This is a genomic window from Rothia sp. CCM 9416, assembly GCF_048513535.1.
GTDB lineage: Bacteria > Actinomycetota > Actinomycetes > Actinomycetales > Micrococcaceae > Rothia.
Genome location: NZ_JBLXXR010000016.1, coordinates 1 through 17,125 on the forward strand (window position 1 = coordinate 1; position 17,125 = coordinate 17,125).

General features: G+C 56.3%; 14 protein-coding genes and 1 tRNA gene. 10 read left to right on the forward strand and 5 right to left on the reverse strand.

All coding sequences use genetic code 11. The features are described 5' to 3' along the window. Positions 1–229 precede the first annotated feature (229 nt). On the forward strand, positions 230–970 hold the full coding sequence (locus ACN080_RS07500; RefSeq protein WP_419113447.1) for an SDR family oxidoreductase: 741 nt from the start codon (positions 230–232) through the stop codon (positions 968–970). Positions 971–1,061: 91 nt separating this feature from the next. Here the strand turns inward: ACN080_RS07500 and ACN080_RS07505 are convergent, their stop codons facing one another. Both ACN080_RS07505 and serB read right to left on the reverse strand, forming a co-directional pair. Beyond that, positions 1,062–1,784 carry a lysostaphin resistance A-like protein gene (locus ACN080_RS07505; protein WP_419113448.1) on the reverse strand — a complete coding sequence of 241 codons (723 nt, stop codon included), beginning with the start codon at positions 1,782–1,784 and terminating at the stop codon, positions 1,062–1,064. Positions 1,785–1,788: 4 nt separating this feature from the next. Further along, positions 1,789–2,727, reverse strand: coding sequence for a phosphoserine phosphatase SerB (gene serB, locus ACN080_RS07510; protein WP_419113449.1), 939 nt, complete (start codon positions 2,725–2,727; stop codon positions 1,789–1,791). A 133-nt stretch (positions 2,728–2,860) separates the two neighbouring features. On the opposite strand from serB, the gene ACN080_RS07515 reads away from it, so the two are divergent. The 4 genes from ACN080_RS07515 to ACN080_RS07530 all read left to right on the forward strand — a co-directional run bounded on the left by ACN080_RS07515 (position 2,861) and on the right by ACN080_RS07530 (position 6,268). Then, positions 2,861–3,646, forward strand: coding sequence for an ABC transporter ATP-binding protein (locus ACN080_RS07515; RefSeq protein ID WP_419113450.1), 786 nt, complete (start codon positions 2,861–2,863; stop codon positions 3,644–3,646). 3 nt (positions 3,647–3,649) lie between these two features. Next, positions 3,650–4,534 (forward strand): TrmH family RNA methyltransferase, encoded by an 885-nt coding sequence (locus tag ACN080_RS07520; protein WP_419113451.1) that lies wholly within the window; start codon positions 3,650–3,652, stop codon positions 4,532–4,534. 155 nt (positions 4,535–4,689) lie between these two features. Continuing rightward, positions 4,690–4,947: a type B 50S ribosomal protein L31 gene (locus ACN080_RS07525; protein WP_083091002.1), complete on the forward strand. Its 258-nt coding sequence runs from the start codon at positions 4,690–4,692 to the stop codon at positions 4,945–4,947. Positions 4,948–5,107: 160 nt separating this feature from the next. After that, positions 5,108–6,268, forward strand: a complete 1,161-nt coding sequence (locus tag ACN080_RS07530; protein ID WP_419113452.1) for an LCP family protein — start codon at positions 5,108–5,110, stop codon at positions 6,266–6,268. A gap of 81 nt (positions 6,269–6,349) precedes the next feature. On the opposite strand, the gene ACN080_RS07535 is transcribed toward ACN080_RS07530, so the two are convergent. Both ACN080_RS07535 and pepN read right to left on the reverse strand, forming a co-directional pair. After that, positions 6,350–7,528 carry an HIRAN domain-containing protein gene (locus ACN080_RS07535; protein ID WP_419113453.1) on the reverse strand — a complete coding sequence of 393 codons (1,179 nt, stop codon included), beginning with the start codon at positions 7,526–7,528 and terminating at the stop codon, positions 6,350–6,352. Positions 7,529–7,679: 151 nt separating this feature from the next. After that, positions 7,680–10,325 carry an aminopeptidase N gene (gene pepN, locus ACN080_RS07540; RefSeq protein ID WP_419113454.1) on the reverse strand — a complete coding sequence of 882 codons (2,646 nt, stop codon included), beginning with the start codon at positions 10,323–10,325 and terminating at the stop codon, positions 7,680–7,682. 180 nt (positions 10,326–10,505) lie between these two features. On the opposite strand from pepN, the gene ACN080_RS07545 reads away from it, so the two are divergent. Further along, positions 10,506–10,591 (forward strand) — tRNA-Leu (locus ACN080_RS07545). A gap of 115 nt (positions 10,592–10,706) precedes the next feature. Further along, positions 10,707–12,227 (forward strand): protein adenylyltransferase SelO family protein, encoded by a 1,521-nt coding sequence (locus tag ACN080_RS07550; RefSeq protein ID WP_419113455.1) that lies wholly within the window; start codon positions 10,707–10,709, stop codon positions 12,225–12,227. A 114-nt stretch (positions 12,228–12,341) separates the two neighbouring features. Here the strand turns inward: ACN080_RS07550 and ACN080_RS07555 are convergent, their stop codons facing one another. Beyond that, positions 12,342–14,372: a DHA2 family efflux MFS transporter permease subunit gene (locus ACN080_RS07555; protein WP_419113470.1), complete on the reverse strand. Its 2,031-nt coding sequence runs from the start codon at positions 14,370–14,372 to the stop codon at positions 12,342–12,344. A 346-nt stretch (positions 14,373–14,718) separates the two neighbouring features. Here ACN080_RS07555 and ACN080_RS07560 point away from each other — a divergent pair, with 346 nt between their 5' ends. From ACN080_RS07560 to ACN080_RS07570, 3 genes are all read left to right on the forward strand, one after another. After that, complete coding sequence (locus tag ACN080_RS07560) at positions 14,719–15,681, forward strand: L-lactate dehydrogenase (RefSeq protein ID WP_419099724.1); 963 nt, start codon at positions 14,719–14,721, stop codon at positions 15,679–15,681. 196 nt (positions 15,682–15,877) lie between these two features. Next, positions 15,878–16,153, forward strand: coding sequence for a hypothetical protein (locus tag ACN080_RS07565; RefSeq protein WP_419113456.1), 276 nt, complete (start codon positions 15,878–15,880; stop codon positions 16,151–16,153). 96 nt (positions 16,154–16,249) lie between these two features. Then, complete coding sequence (locus ACN080_RS07570) at positions 16,250–17,080, forward strand: undecaprenyl-diphosphate phosphatase (RefSeq protein WP_419113457.1); 831 nt, start codon at positions 16,250–16,252, stop codon at positions 17,078–17,080. Positions 17,081–17,125 lie beyond the last annotated feature (45 nt).

Genomic DNA, 17,125 nt, shown 5'->3' on the forward strand with positions numbered 1-17,125 from the left:
GCACTCCATCCCGTTGACGGCGGTTTAGGCATGGGGCATTAGGGTGTTAACGGGAATCACATTCCGTTTGCTGGCTGATTAAAGCTGATAGGCCTCAGCCCACTCACCTCCTCACCGGTTCGCTAACGCCCTCACGCGATTCATGCCAGACCCAGCCCGTGGGCTTCCGGCATACCGGCCCTAAGCCAAGGAAGCAGCCAGACCAAAGCTATTGAAGAAAGAAAATTACATGTCACTTGAGAACAAAACCATCATCATTACCGGCTCCTCACGCGGCGTAGGCGCAGATACCGCCCAAATTCTTGCCGCCCAGGGCGCAAACATCGTCGTCAACTACCGCTCCAAGGCACCCCGAGCCCAGAAAGTAGTGGCAACCATTGAAGAGGCCGGTGGCTCCGCCATCGCCGTTCAGGGCGACGTCACCAAGGCCGAAGACGCTCAGGCCCTCATCGACGCCGCCCTTGAAGCCTACGGTTCCTTGGACTACCTGATTCTCAACGCCTCCGGCGGTATGGAATCCGGTATGCCCGAAGACTATGCCATGACCCTCAACCGCGACTCACAGCTCCGTCTGGCACGACTAGCCGCCGAAAAAATGACCCAAGGCGGCCGCATCGTCTTCGTAACCAGCCACCAGGCGCACTTCATTCGTGAGGTAGAAACCATGCCCGAGTACCAGCCGGTAGCAGAGTCCAAGCGGGCCGGTGAAGACGCTCTGCTGGCTGAGGTTCCTGCCCTGACTGAGCGCGGTCTATCGCTGGTCGTTGTCTCTGCCGACATGATTGAAGGCACCGTCACGGCGGCCCTGCTCAACCGCCTGCACCCCGGCGCTATCGAAGCCCGCCGCGAAGAAGCCGGCAAGCTCTACACCGTCAATGAGTTCGCTCAAGAAATCTCAAAGATGGTTACCGCCGACGTTGAAACCGGCCATATCGAGCTGGTCGGCGGAGCAGGCGGCTTCATCAAATAAACGTTAGCCCTCTCAAACCCAAAGGGTGTTCGCATACAGTATGCGAACACCCTATTTTGCTACGGACCTAAGTAACCCAAATAAGGATTTTCTACCTCGAAAAGGCTAGCAAGGTTAGGAACACAACCATACCATTGAGACTGATATGGCAGATAAGTGGTGCCCAGATACTGCGGTGAAAAGCTCTCAGCCAGGCTAACCCCGCACCCAGGACAAAATAGTAAGGAATGAGCAGACCAAGGCCGTGTATAAATGCGAAGACAACACCACTCAAGATAACCGCAAGAACAGCAGAAAAACGAGTACGTAGCCAGCCCCAAAGGTATCCGCGTAAAAGCAACTCCTCCCACAATGGCCCCAAGAAAACCATTGATAGAACTGCGCATGCTATGGATAAGGGAGAAGGCATGCTAGAAAGCAAAGTCTCTAACGACTTTCCTGGAGGAGTCGTTTCTCTATCTACGAACGCATAGACGATAAACAACTGGAAAGTAAGGGCGGCTATAAAGATGAGCGGGCCCTGCCAGAAGACATGAAGAATCCGCAAAGAAGGCTTGCTCAGACCCAGAACATCCGCCCTTAAACAGTATTTCTTTTTCAGCCAAAACAACCAGGATAAAGAAAAACCCCCGACAAGGAGCATCGCAAACATAAGGGCCTGAACCAGGAGCTGGAGCCCCCACTGCAGGAACAAACACAAAAGGACAACCGCCCCAAAAATACACACAACAGTAGCGATAACACCTGCAACCGCAAGCCCTAAGTGTCTACCCCCAACCACTTGAGGGCTTTCAAAGACATTGATTCTTTTCACAGTGTTAGAGTCCCACGAAATGGCGCACAGCATCCAGGCGGGGGAAGGGGACCTGCGCATCGGCTACCTTGCGCAGGGCTTCTTTCGCGCAGTAGGCAACACCCAACTCAGCCTGATCTAGCATCAAAATATCGTTGGCTCCATCACCCACCGCAAGCACCTGCGAGAGATCAACCCCAAACTCCTGAGCCCATTCCAGCAAGGACTCACGCTTGACCTCAGCGGTAACAACCTGCCCGGTAACCTTCCCCGTTAGTGCCCCATCGTCAACCTCCAGCCTATTTGCCCGGTACCTGGTGAGGCTGAGCTCACCGGCCAGGGGAGCCAAGACCTGCATAAACCCACCAGAAACAACACACACGGCATGCCCTGCCTCCAAAAACAGGCTAACTAGCTCATGAGCCCCCGCAGAGAATTTCACACTCCCAGCAACTTGCGCAATAACATCCCCGCTAAGACCGGCAAGCGCGCAGACACGCTCGCGTAGGGACTGCTCAAAATCAAGCTCACCGCGCATAGCCCGCTCGGTCACCGCAGCAACATCAGCACCACGGCCCGCCGCTACCGCCAACTCGTCAATAACCTCCTGGCCAATGAGAGTCGAATCAACGTCCATGACGAGGAGTTTCTTCTCGGAACCGGTCAGGGAACATGGAACAAAGTTCACATGATACCCCCGCTCGCAGAGCGTATCTAAAGCTGCGACCTCTTGCCTGAGCCCGTCAATCTCACCGGCAGAATATTCCGCATCGGCGGTGTAGACCCAATAGGCAGGCCCGGAGAGCTCACCTGCAACCGCGCATTCCTGCATATAGTCAGACTTGCCGTTGGTTAGCTGTAGGCCTTCAACCTCACCGAGAACCTGTAAGAACCAACCCTGATCAAAAGGTGGCGTGCTACTAGTGGCGGGGGCAAAGGCTACAAGGCGCATAGAAACACTCATGGCTCCCATTCTAAAAGTGTCAGCTAAGCCATGTTGCCAGCTAGTGCTCTGACACGCGATACGGATATAACCCTTTGGCTCCCCTTGCAACAAACTAGGCAGGTGAACCCAAAAGGTACTAAAGTTGGGTGCTATGGCATCAGTTCTGGATCTCAAGCACGTCACCGTCACTCGAAACGGCAAAAACCTTATTGACAAGATCACCTGGCAGGTAGATGAGGGCGAGCGCTGGGTCGTCCTCGGCCCTAACGGTGCTGGCAAAACTACCTTGCTCTCCATTGCAGCAGCGCGTCTGCACCCCACGCGTGGTGAGGTAGATATTTTGGACGAAATTCTTGGTGCGGTTGATGTCTTTGAACTGCGCCCACGGATTGGGCTTTCATCTGCTCCGGTAGCTGCTCAGATTCCCGGCAATGAAACAGCCCTAAACGTCGTTATTACTGCAGCTTACGGTGTATCAGGCCGTTGGAATGAAGAGTACGATTCCTTTGACGATAATCAGGGGCTTGCTCTGCTTGAGGACTGGGGAGTGGCTCACCTAGCTGACCGAACTTTCGGGTCACTTTCTGAGGGTGAGAAGAAGCGCGTTCTGATTGCTCGTGCGCTGATGACCGACCCCGAAATGCTGATTCTCGATGAACCCGGTGCGGGCATGGATATTGCTGGGCGGGAGGACCTCGTTAAGCGTCTGACCCATCTCGCTCAGGATCCTTATGCCCCCGCAACTATTCTGGTAACTCACCATCTTGAAGAAATCCCTGCGGGCTTCACGCACGCCCTCCTGCTGCGCGACGGCCAAGTTGTTGCCGCTGGGCCTATCGAGAGCACTCTGACGCAGGAGAACGTCTCAGCTACCTACGGAATGGATCTTGACCTCACAGTTCACCCCGGTGGTCGCTACTCAGCCTTTGCTCGCTAAAGCATGAAACCCAAGCAACTGAGCCCGGAGCAGCTTGCTGAGCGCGCCGAGCGAGTCTGGGCTCTGCCCAACGCTCGCGCGCTGGCTGAGGCCCCTGAAGCTGAGACACGCTACTACACCTCGCTCACCGACGTGAAGCTGCGCTCCCAGAAAGAACCTGAGTGGGGTATCTATATTGCTGAATCGTCTAAGGTAATTCGCCGTGCCCTAGCCGCTGGGCACCGCCCTCTTTCGCTCATACTGAGTGAGAAGTGGGCTGATGACCTCTATGATGTTCTCAGCGCCCACCCCGAGGTACCTGCTTATCTTGGAACAGAAGCTGAACTGGAAGCGGTGACTGGCTTCGCTCTACATCGGGGTGCTCTGGCAGCTATGGCACGCCCCAAACCGACCGCCTTGGCAGACCTGCTTGAGAACGTCCAGCGGGTCGCTATTCTTGAAGATATCGTTGATCACACCAACGTGGGGGCTATTTTCCGCTCTGCCGCCGCCCTTAACGTCGACCTTGTGCTGGTAACGCCCCGCTGCGCTGATCCTCTTTACAGGCGGTCTATCAGGGTCTCTATGGGAACTGTGTTCCAGGTTCCCTGGGCTCGACTTGAGCCCTGGCCCCATGCGCTAGAAACCTTACACAAGGCCGGGTTCGTGACAGCCGCGCTGGCTCTCAAAGAAGACTCCCTGACCCTTACCCAACTGGCGGAAAAACGGCCAGAGAAACTTGCCCTGATTCTGGGATCAGAAGGGCACGGCCTTGCCGCCTCAACGCTGGCTAAGACCCAGCACACCGTCATTATTCCCATGAGCCACGGCGTTGATTCACTCAATGTCGCCGCAGCTAGTGCGGTGGCTTTCTGGGAAACCCGGCCCCAGTCTCACCTGAACTCCTAAAGAGTGATGAACAACCGGCCCTCCTGGGGCTCTAGTTTGCCCAAAGAGTGGTAGAGTGGTGCCTCGGTTGTAAACCGCAACCACCGGTAGGCACCCGCCCCGGTAGCTACAAGATATGCACTGGCAAAATCCAGGGCACGAAGAAGGTATATATCATGCAGGCTGGCATCCACCCTGAATACAACTACGTTCTGTTCCGCGACCTCGCTTCTGGCGAGACCTTCCTGACCAAGTCCACCATGACTTCTCAGAAGACCGAAAAGTGGGAAGACGGCAACGAGTACCCCCTCGTAGAAGTTGAAATCTCATCGGCTTCACACCCCTTCTACACCGGTAAGCAGCGCATCATGGACGCCGCTGGCCGTGTTGAGCGCTTCAACGCTCGCTTCGCAAACTTCGGCAAGAAGGCCTAAGCGCAGGCCACAGGCTTTCTCGCTTAACATCACACCCCGCAACGGCGATTTTTCACTCCTTGCGGGGTGTTTTTGTAGGTTCACTGCGTAGAATTAGGGTCGATTCGCTTTGCGCCAACCCCCAAAGGCGCTCACTGTGAAATAACTATAGGGAGGTACCGTGTCCAAGGCGGTTGAGGGTCAACCTCAGAAAAAACGAAAAAAAGCACTGTGGATTATTCTGCTGTGCCTTATTCTGGTTCCGGCCTTGGCTGCCGGTGGGTATTTACTCATGATTAACAAGGCTTGGAATAAAGCCGAAACTATTGAGAACGCTATGCCCAATGAAGATGGCTCGGTGAACACCGTGCACAACGACCAGCTTCAAGAGATGGTTGATAAAGCAACCAAAGCCCCAGAAGAAATTACTAATGAGTCAGGGGCTAGCCTGAAAGAGAATATCTCTGAGGGCGACTCCGATGGCGATGGCATTCTCGATAAGGTGGAGGGCGGTGCTGTTACCAGCCGTCCCGCCAACACCAACTCCACCGACATCCTTCTACTGGGCTCCGATCAGAGAAGCGGAGCGGAAGCTCAGTACGTGACCGGTGCCCGTGCAGACAGCATCATGGTGCTCCACATCCCCGAAGACGGCTCAGCCGCCTACCTGATCTCTATCATGCGCGATACCTGGGTTAACATCCCCGGCTATGGTTCCCACAAGGTGAATGCTGGCCTGAACTACGGTGGCGTTGACCTACAGGTAGCAACCATCGAACAGCTCCTGGGCATGCAGATGGACCACGTAGCAGAGATTGATTTCGAGGGTTTCAAGGCTCTTGTCGACACTTTAGGTGGCGTCACCGTTAATGTTCCCCTGGCTTTTAATGCTAGCGCTCCAGGCTACTCCTTCGCTGCTGGACCCCAGACCATGACTGGCGGACAAGCCCTTGTTTATGTCAGGGAACGTTACAACTTCAGTGACGGTGACTACCAGCGTGTTCGTAACCAGCGCGCCTTCCTGCGCGGTGTCTACAATCAGCTGCGTTCTGAGGGCGCTTTGAGCTCTGCTGCCAAGCTACTTCCGGTTATCGAGTCCGTTTCGCCCTACATGAAGGTTGACTCGGGGCTTTCACCCGCAGCTATTGTTGGAATTGCTCAGCCGGTTCTGTCCAACGGCAACACCCAGCTTGTCTCATTGACTCTTCCCAACGCTGGCACCGGCTGGTCATGGGACGGGCAGTCAATTGTTGTGCTTGATGCGGCAGCTACCAGCGCTCTATCCCACGCACTACAGACCGATACTATGCCAAACTACATCGCTACCTACGGTGCTGACTAAACAGTAGGGCGCGGCAACTGATTAAAAAATATTGAGGGCCCCTTACTGGGGCCCTCAATATTTTTGTCTCAACAAAAAAGCTTAGTGTTCGAGCGGGTCCTCGGAGACTTCTTCTTCGTCGTAGCTATTGTCTCGACCGTAGAAGAGCGCAAGGAAGGCGATAGAGGCCCCCAGAACAAGGCCCAGGATACCAAGCATGGGCTTGAAGAAAATCATGACCAGGCCGGCAGTCAGAATCAGGCCGCCCAGGATTCCCATGAGCACTGAAATCCTCTGGAGGCCCAATGGGGGTGCCGGGTAGTCTGATTCGTCCTGGTCCTTCCAGGTAGCCGATTCATGGTTGGCCGTGTCGGCAACTGAGGCTGAACGACCGGGAATCAGGGAGCGCTTTTTCTTGGGTGCACTTTCACGGTGGGCTTCGCCCTCGGAGGGCACGAAAGCATCGGGTACATCGTACTCGTCAGCCTCGGGAAGAAGCTCGGGCAGGAAGTTGGGTAGCTCATTGAACCACTCCTGAGTAATCTCGGAGGGGCGCACAGCCTGAACGGTGAGCGAGAGTTCAAAAGCGTTACCGCGAATAGTTCCCCAGGCGCTGGTGAGCTTGTTGTGTTCATAGGCATGGCGGATAACGGGTGCTAGCTGCTCCGAAATCTGTGTTGAGAGCCGACCAACAACCTTACGGTCATGGAGCACATCAACTGAGTCAACGGTACGTCCGTCGGCAAGTTTGATCTGGTTGTTCTCAAGGGAGAGAATGACGCGGCCCTCGCCGGAGGGAGGGAGGATCTCATGGAGGTACTCGGAGTAGTCTTTTTCGTCGAGGACCTTCATGGAGGCTCCCTGGGGCAGGAGCGCTGCCTGGGTGGGCGCCTGGTTGAGGGGGAAGAGCGAGCCCGGTGCACTCAGTGAAAGCAGACCGGCACTTTCGATATAGGTGTCGCCGGTGACCCCACGCAGAACAGCGGTGAGCTGAAGCCGCGCAGTGGCATCGTAGCCTGAGGCAACAACGCGGCAGATGGGGTTCCAGTAGGCTTCGGAGTCTTCTGGGCTCATGCGACCTACTTTGAGATCGTCGACGTAGACCGCGATAGCGTAAGGCTGGTAGGGGTTATCCGGCTCAGGGACCAGGCGAACATCGCCGTTCCAAACCTGCTCCCGGTCAATCAATAATTCTTCAAAAATATGAAGAATTTCGGCGTCGTAATAGTCATCGGTGATGATATGTACGGTGCCACGATCTCCCAGCGTATATTCCGTCACTGCCAGCTCCTATTTCCCTGCAAAACTTACTCTCTATAGCTTCTCACGAAAGCGCCGGTTTTGGTTCGCAATCTCGCCCACCAAAACCGGCTTTCTTTCGATATTCTCAGACTTGAACGCGGCTGGAGTGAGGCAACTCTCGCAAGACTTTTTAGCTGCCCGCTGTGTTGAATTCCTGGGCCGCTAAAATGCGCTGGGCATCATCGAGTAGTTCTCGGATGAGGCGCACCAGTGCTGTTGGCGCGTCTTGGTTCTGAGAAAGCCAGTCCTTGGTGGCGGTGATCACCGGGTGGTTATCTAGGCTTCCCTCAGCAAGTTCCACCGCGGGGTAAAGCCCACGAATAATCCGGGTTGCCATTCCGCCAGAACGTTCACTCCAGGTCTGAGCCAGAAGCTCAAAATAAGGGGAACGGTATTCTGTGCGCAGGCTTTCTGGGCCCTGCTGGAAACCTGCGGCTGTAGCAGAGAGAAGGTCGTTAGAAAGATCGGGGTTGCCGGTGACAGCTTGCCAAGCCTTTGCCTTGGCTTCTGCAGTGGGCAACGCTGCCAGGGCAAAAGCGTAACCACGTTCGGCGGTGGCTGAGGGGCAGTAGCTACGGGCCTGGTCCAGCTCCTGCTCCGTCACCTGCTGGTTCACAGCAAGCGCGTTTAGTGCCTTCCAGCCCAGAGTCTGGTTGTAGCGCACACCGGGGGCCTGGGGGATGTGTCCATCTACCGGGCCGTAGGCACCCCGGGCAACATCGCGTGCAAAGTCGGAGCCCAGCCTCGTATGGCTTGCAAGACTGAGAGCGGTACGAACCATGATGAGCTGTTCATCGCTCCCGGGGGTCGCTGTTTCGAGGGCTGAGAGCAGGGCCCGGAAGAGGGCATCCCATAGTAGGCTCCGCTGATCCTGCGGTGTGTAAAGGGAGATAGCTGATTGAGCCTGAGCCACAATATTGGAGAGGAGCGTTGCAGACTTTTCCTGGGGGAGAGCCTGGCAGACAGCGGTGACGAAGCGGCTGGCCTCGAGCTTGCTGTCTCTGGTCATGTTCCAGAAGCTGCCCCAGAGCAGGCCACGGCTAAGTGGGTCCTCAAGGGTAGAAACGTGGCTAAGAGCCGTGGACAGTCCGGTCTGCTCGGTCAGAGCGACCTTGGCGTAGGTGAGGTCTTCTGCGTTGAGAAGCAGCACGGCGGCATCGGCTACCTGGGCAAGCTCGTCGGCTGAAAGTTTTACCTGTGCTTCTTCTGTTCCTGCGGGCATCTCAAGGGGGATGCTGGCAGTCTGGGTAAGCCGCCCATGGGCGAGAGCCAGTGTTGCAAGCTGGAGCCTGTGGGGGCGACCGATAGATGCGGGCACCTGGGGCGGTAGAGCCTGCTGAACTGTAAGCGTAGCTGGGTTGCCCTGTTCATCGCGTACCAGACGGCAGGAAAGCTCGGATAGCCCGCTTGTCAGCAGCCAGGCATCGGCCCAGGACCGTACATCGCGGTCGGAGACCTCATCGAGTGCCGCCAGGAAGTCGTCTAGGGTGGTGTTACCCCACGCATGACGCTTGAAGTAGAGACGGGCGGCGGCAATAAACTCGTTAAAGCCGACGTAGGCTACGAGCTGTTTGAGAGCCGATGCGCCCTTGGCGTAGGTGATTCCGTCAAAGTTTTGGCGGGCCGCTTCGAGGTGGGGTATCTCTGCCACGATGGGGTGGGTTGTCGGTAGCTGGTCCTGCCGGTAGGCCCAGGCCTTGCGTGAATTGGCGAAGGTGACCCATGATTCTTTGTAGCCGTTGGCTTCTGCTGCGCCCAGGTGGCCCATAAAGTCAGCGAATGATTCTTTGAGCCAGAGGTCCTTCCACCACTTCATGGTGACCAGGTCGCCAAACCACATGTGGCTCATCTCGTGGCAGATGACGTTGGCCCTGCTCTCTAGCTGGGACTGGTCGGCACCGGAGACAAAAATGTAGTTTTCGGTAAAGGTCACCAGCCCGGGGTTTTCCATGGCACCCAGGTTGTATTCGGGCACAAAGGCCTGCTCGTACTTGGGGTAGGGGTAGGGGTAATCGAAGAGCTCTTGGAAGAAGTCAAGGCCCTGCTTGGTGACCGCGAAGATGTTGTCGTGGTCAAAGTGTTCTGCCAGGGACTGGCGGCAGTAGGCAACCAGAGGAATCTTGCCGGAGTTGACCGAGGACTTGGGGGAGTAGGTATCACGGGCGACAAAATACTCGCCGGCAAGGATTGCGGTGATGTAGGTGGAAATCCTGGCAGTCGGCTTGAACACTCGTTTGCTGATGGTTGAGTCTGAGGGGTCTTCTAGTTCCCTTTCTAGTTCTGCGTTGGAGGAGACAACCCAGGTTTTGGGTGCTGTGACGCGGAAGTTGAAGACTGCTTTGAGGTCGGGCTGTTCAAAGCAGGGGAAGACTCTGCGGCAGTCTGCCGGCTCGTACTGGGTGTAGAGGTAGGTGCGGTTATCGGCCGGGTCGGTGTAGCGGTGGAGGCCTTCACCCGAGCGGCTGTAGTAGGAGCGGCCCTTGATGGTGAGGGTGTTCTCTTTTTCAAGGTTGGGTAGTGTAATGCGGGAACCTTGGACTACGTCGTCCAGGTGGAGGGTTTTACCGTTGAGCTTGACGGAATCTACCGCCTGGTGAATGTAGTCGATGAAGGTTGATTGGCCGGCAGCAGCGGTGAAACGGACGGTGGTAGCAACCGGGAAGGTCTCAAAACCTGCCGCTGCGTGGGTCAGGTCGATGTGGACGTCGTAGGTATCAACAGTGATCAGGGCGGCGCGGGTGGCGGCTTCTTGCTGGCTTAAGTTTTCGTTCTTCACATCACCTATGGTAGGTCGCGGGCTACCGGAGGTCTAATACCTAGGGCAGGCTGTCCTTAGAGTGAAGCGGTAGCCGTGCGGGGTCACTGTTTTTGGGGAGCCGATTTGCGGTTCGCCGACCAAACGGTGTATCTTGTTTTTTGTTGCTTTTCTGGCCCCAGCGGGCCGGGAAGTCACCTTGCGCGGGTGGCGGAATAGGCAGACGCGCTAGCTTGAGGTGCTAGTCCTCGTATTAGAGGGTGGGGGTTCAAGTCCCCCCTCGCGCACAGAGCAATCCCCGGTTCTTTGAGAGCCGGGGATTTTTCTATGCCCACCTAACCACCCAGACCAAGGCCGAACCCGGCACCGACCCCAACCGTAGAGGGCCGATAGACTGGGAACATGACAGCCACCAGCCCCACCCCGTCATCCCATCTACCCAAGCTCGAACACACCTACGTCCAGGCCTTCCCATCCCTGGCCCACCCCGTGCAGCCAGAGATACCCGCAGGGTCAAAAGTAGCCTGGGTCAACCACAGCCTGTCCCGCGAACTCGGACTAGACAGCGAGCGCCTCGCCAGCGCCCAAGGACTCACCTGGCTCACCGGCGGGGCAAGCAAAAGCACCTACGCCCTTGCCTACTCCGGCTACCAGTTCGGCCAGCTCTCACCCGTCTTAGGGGACGGCCGGGCCCACCTGACCGGGGAACTAACCCCCAGCCCAAAAGCTGGTGATACTCCTGGGGCCAGAGCCCACCGCCTAGACCTGCACCTTAAAGGCAGCGGCAGGACGCCCTTTTCGCGCCCCGGCTCAGACGGCAAGGCACCGCTGTCAGCAATCTGGCGCGAAGCGGTCATCGGGGAATTCCTGCACGCAATGAACGTGCCGACCAGCAGGGTCCTGGCCATTATCGAAACCGGGGAACGCATCAGACGGCGTTCGCCCCAACCTGAGCCTGCCGGCATCGGGGTGCGTGTGGCTAACAGCCACATACGGGTGGGGACCTTCCAGTACGCCCAGTACCGGGCAGATACGGACATCCGCCGGGAGCTAGTCAGCTACGCCCTACACCGCCACTACCCGGAGGTAGAACTCCCAGCAACCAGCGGTCAAGAGGCCCTGGCCCTCCTGCGCGCGGTAGCACAGAGACAGGCCGAGCTGGTGGCTCAATGGCAGGCGCTGGGCTTCGTGCACGGGGTACTGAACACCGATAACGTGACTATCTCCGGTCAGGCCATAGACTTCGGGCCCTGCGCCCTCATTGACACCTTTAGACGCGGTGCCGTGTACAGCTCAATTGACCAGAATGGGCGCTATGCCTACGACCAGCAACCCGCTGTCACCCAGTGGAACCTTGCGCGCTTTGCTGAAACCCTGCTTGACCTCATCGACGGTGAGAACCCCAACCGGGCTATTCACCTGGCAACAGAGGTCCTGGCCGAGTTTGAAGAGACTATCCGCGACCGGCAGGTTAGTTTGTTTGCGCAGAAAATCGGCTGTGACCTCTCATCAACACCCGTAGAACACCGGGTACAGGTGGCTGCCTTCATCGACCGGACGCTGAACTTACTCGAAGAACAGTCCCTCGATTTCACCGGCTTTTTCAGTTCTCTCACCGGAGGCAGCTGCCTGCTCAAAGGCCAGGAACAGGCCGACTGGCTGGCAGAACAACAGCACCTGCAAGAGCTGACGCAGACCACCCCTGAGCGTGCGGAGCAGTTGATGAAGCGGGCAAATCCCCTCTACATTCCTCGCAACCTTGCCCTGGAGACTGCCCTGCGTCAGGTGGAGCGAGGAAACCTAGAGCCGGTACTGGGCCTCATTGACATCATCAGCAGGCCTTTTACCCCTCAAGAGGGGGCCGAATTTTTACAGACAGCACCCGCCCAGTCACGTTTCTTTGTCAGCTTCTGCGGCACCTAGAACCCCTACACCGGGTAGTGAGGGTAAGAGAAAGGGCCGATGACCCTACACAGGTCATCAGCCCCTTGCTGGGACTAGCGGTTGCGGCGGGAATATACCCACACCACAAGCGCGCTAGACAGATTCTTTACTCTGCTCAGTTTCTTGGGCAGTGGCTAACTGCTTATCAGCCTGCTTCACGCGGGCGCTTTCCTGTAGACCGGAGCTAGTGCGTAGCGGGGGCACCCTAAAGAAGAGAGCAAGAATAAAAGCCAATACCGTAACGAAGAAGCCCACCCAGTAGACCGAGACCGCTGAGGCGGTGAAACCCTCCATGAAGGGGCGGGTCAGGCGGGCATCTGCGCCGTTCAGATACGAGGTATCGGAGGTTGACACTTCAGCGCCCTGAGTTTCCCCGGAGTTTTCTTCGATTTTCTGAGCTATCTGCGGCACTAGCTGATCTACCCAGTAGGTGCGCTGGGCCTGGTCGGACCAGTTAACGGTTAGAGTTCCCTTATCGGCGGTGGCATGGAGTTGGCTGGCAACCTGTTCCAGTGCGGCAGTCTCTGCCTGCGGGCTAGCCTGCTCAATCTGGGCATCGATGACTGTCTGAGCCTGGTCTGCCGCAAGAAGGCCAGCCTCTACCTGCTTCTGAACAGCCTGGGTGACCTGCTCCTTGACCTGAGTATCTGCGGTTGATTTGGCGCTCTCGGCTGCCTGCTGGAGTTGCGTGGCGATACCCGCTTGCGCAGAAGTAAGAATCTTGTTCCAGATCTGATCCATGACGCCCTGATTTTCAGGTGCCTGAGCAACTGCCGGTGTCAGCGCGGCATCGAGCCCTGCGCGCAGGTCATCGTCGTTACCCATAGCTTTAACAATGTTGGCGGGCATCGCAGAGAAGAGAACAGAGAGCAGAACGGCGGTGCCCATTGTGCCACCAATCTGGCGGAAGAAGGTGGACCCTGATGAGGCAACCCCCATGTAGGTCGGTGCCACAGCGTTCTGGGCGGCGAGGGTGAGTGACTGCATGAGCTGGCCCAAGCCAAGACCCATGATGAACATACCGATCATCAGGAACCAGAGGGGGCGGTCAACCGTCATAAAGGTCAGATAGAAGTAGGCAAGGGTCATGAGCGCTGTACCCAGAATCGGGAAGATGCGGTATTTCCCGGTACGGGCAACCATACGGCCAGAAACAATGGAGGCTATCATGATGCCACCCATCATAGGCAGGGTTGCAAAACCGGACTCAGTGGGTGTGAGGCCCACAACAATCTGTAGGTAGAGGGGGATGGTCATCATGGCACCGAACATGCCAAAGCCTACGAGGAAGCCCAGAATCGCAGACATCGAGAAAGCACCGGACTTAAAGAGCGCTAGCGGGATAATGGCATCCTGGCCCATCTTAGCTTCAATGCTAAGGAAGGCTACTAGACCCACAGCAGAAATAAGGTAGCAGGTAATTGCAGAGGCTGAGGTCCAGCCCCACTCACGGCCCTGCTCAGCCACCAGGAGCAGGGGCAGTAGGGCAACGATGACGCTGGTTGCGCCCCACCAGTCAACGCGGGGAGCTTTGCTCTTATCAGCGATAGCGGGCAGATGCAGGAACTTCCAGACCATGGCTAGAGCAACAAGGCCGACAGGTACGTTGATGAGGAAGACCCAGCGCCAGCCAGTAACCCAGAAAATTTCGGGGGCACCGGCGAACATCCCACCGATGAGGGGCCCGAGTACCGATGAGATACCGAAGACCGCCAAAAAGTAGCCCTGATACTTTGCCCTTTCGCGGGGAGCTAGCATGTCGCCCATAATCGCCATGGGTAGGGACATCAGCGCGCCCGCACCAATACCCTGGAAGGCACGGAAGAGGGCAAGCATCATCATGCTGGTCGAGAAGCTAGAGAGTAAGGAGCCCAGAATGAAGACCAGGATGCCCAAGAGGTAGAGGGGGCGGCGGCCGAAGACATCGGAGAGCTTGCCGTAGATAGGGGTGGTGATGGTGGAGGTAATCATGTAGGCGGTGGTTACCCAGGCCTGCTGTTCTAGCCCGTGTAGGTCATCGCCGATGGTGCGGATTGCTGTTGAGACGATGGTCTGATCGAGCGATGAGAGGAACATGCCCGCCATGAGCCCGAGAATAACCAGCATGATTTGCCGGTGGGTCATGATAGGTTTTTCACCCGTGCTGGGCGACACTTTCTTATCTGGTGATGTCACTGTTGGTCTTTCGGTGCATGGGATATTTGCTCAGATTTATTCTAGTTTGCAGTTCTGCAAAAACTTCTAAAAGTTCATGTTCTTTCCCGCACATTCCCTAGCTCACTAGAGCATGTGAGCTTCAACAAAAGGTCAGGATGCACATATTTGTTTTTGTTGGTTTTTTAGGGGGCTGGGCCGGGTAAACCCCACACAAAATACAGGTAAAACCACACTAAAACACATCGAATCGTGGCATAATTGAACTGCCACCAGAAAACATCCACCACGGATTCTGTGAAAGGAACCTAATACCATGGCCCTGGAAAAGAAGCACACCAAGCTCGGCGTTATCGGCGCAGGCGGCGTAGGCTCAGCAACCGCATACGCAGCAACCCTCCGCGGCGCAGCCGATGAAATCGTGATCTACGATATTGCCGCCGACCGTGCTGTTGCTGAAGGCCTGGATATTGCTCACGGCACCATGTTCGCCCACGAAGCTGAGGTTGCAGGTAGCGGCGATATTGAAATCCTACGCGATGCTGACCTGATTATCGTCACCGCAGGCGCTCGCCAGAAGCCCGGCCAGCCCCGCCTGGAACTGGCAGAAGCAAACGTCAACATCTTCAAGGCAATGCTGCCCCAGGTTATGGCAGTAGCACCCAACGCAATCCTCATGATCGTCACCAACCCCTGTGACGTTCTGGCCGTTGTCGCCCAGAAGATTACCGGCCTGCCCAGCGAGCGTTGCTTCGCATCGGGTACCGTTCTTGACTCTTCCCGCCTGCGCTGGCTCATTGCCCAGAAGGCTGGCGTTTCCATCCGCTCCGTCCACGCAAACATCGTGGGCGAGCACGGCGACTCCGAGTTTCCCGTATGGTCAGCTGCCAACATTGGTATGGTTCCTCTCAACGAATGGACCAACGAAGCCGGCGAAAAGGTCTTTACCGACCAGGTTAAGGCTGAACTTGCTGAAGAGGCTATGCGCGCAGCCTACAAGGTCATTGAAGGCAAAGGTTCCACCAACTATGCTATCGGCATCTCAGCAACCCGTATCGCAGAGGCTATCCTGCAGGGCCAGGACGCCGTTCTGAACGTTGCTACCCAGATCCGTGGCCGCTACGGCATCGAAGGCGAAGCTGCCCTCTCACTGCCTTCAGTCGTTTCCCGCGATGGTGTCAAGCGTGTACTCGATGTCCCTATGACCGATGAGGAGATTGAGCGGCTGCGCGCTTCAGCCAACGCAATCAACGCATCATTGGCTACTCTAGGTTTCTAATCAAGGCCGAGTCATCGCCACTCTCGCAAGGGAAGAGGCCTCAGGAGCGCCGATAGGGGCCCGGTAGACAGAACCGGGCCCCAACCTATACCCCCTAAGACGGGGTGGACTTCTGGGGGAAGCGGAAGGGTGGTTTAGCCAAAATTTTCCTGACGGGTATTTCCCACTTTGGGAGAAAGGCTGTAACGTCTACTGTATGAGTACAAATCCTCGTGCCGAACTGGCTTATCTGACATCCGCTCTTGAAGAGCACCTCAACGCAATCGTTAACAGCCGAGGTGAACACGATGCGGCTGTAGACAACGCCTACGTTGCCATTGCCAATGCCTTTGAGCGTTACGAAGAGGCTCTTTTTGACGCTTATGAAGAGGTCACTCCTCTGGAAGTTTTCCTGGATGAAGACGATGACACCGATGAATTCGATTACGAATTTGTGGCTGACGACGCAGAAGATGCTGATCAGGCCGAGTAACCTTAGGGGCTAGAGAAGATTTTGTAGCCTGTTATTCCAAGCACAGCACCGCGAGCGGTGCTGTGCTTTTGTTTTGACTCGCGTAAAGTTCTAGCTGTGGAATGGATACAAGCAGTCATCCTGGGTCTAGTCCAGGGTCTAACAGAGTTTTTGCCAATTTCGTCTTCGGGGCACATTCGCATCATTGGGCAGTTCCTGCCCAACGGTGAGGACCCTGGAGCCGCGTTTACGGCTATTACCCAGCTGGGTACCGAAACAGCAGTTCTGGTGTTCTTTTGGAAGGACATTGTTCGGATCATCAAAAATTGGTTTGGTTCTCTGATCGGTCGAGTTGATAAGAAGGACCCCGATGCTCGTATGGGCTGGTTCATTATTATTGGCTCGCTGCCGATCAGCATCCTTGGCCTGATTCTTGAAGATGCCATCGATTCAACCTTCCGTAGTCTTTGGATTACAGCAACCATGCTGATTGTCTTTGCCCTTTTCCTGGCAATTGCTGACCGAATCGGTAAGGAACAGCGCGATCTGACCGACCTGAATATCAAGCACGGCGTGATTTACGGCTTCGCGCAGGCACTGGCCTTAGTCCCCGGCGTATCCCGCTCAGGTGGCACTATCATGGCAGGTTTGCTGATGGGTTATACCCGCGAAGCCGCCGCTCGTTACTCATTCTTATTGGCGGTTCCCGCAGTATTCGCATCGGGCTTGTACAAGCTCGCCGGTAGCCTCTCTGAGGGCTTCAACGGCTACTACGGTCTGGGCTCAACCGTCGTGGCGACTCTGGTTGCTTTTGTGGTGGGTTACCTGATCATCGGCTGGTTCCTCAAGTACGTTTCGCATAAGAGCTACAGCATCTTTATCTGGTACCGCATTGCGCTGGGCGTAGTACTTTACATCCTTCTGGGGACAGGCATCCTCGTCGCCTAAACTTAGTTGGACTGCACAGCCCGCCCGGAAATATAAACCGGGCGG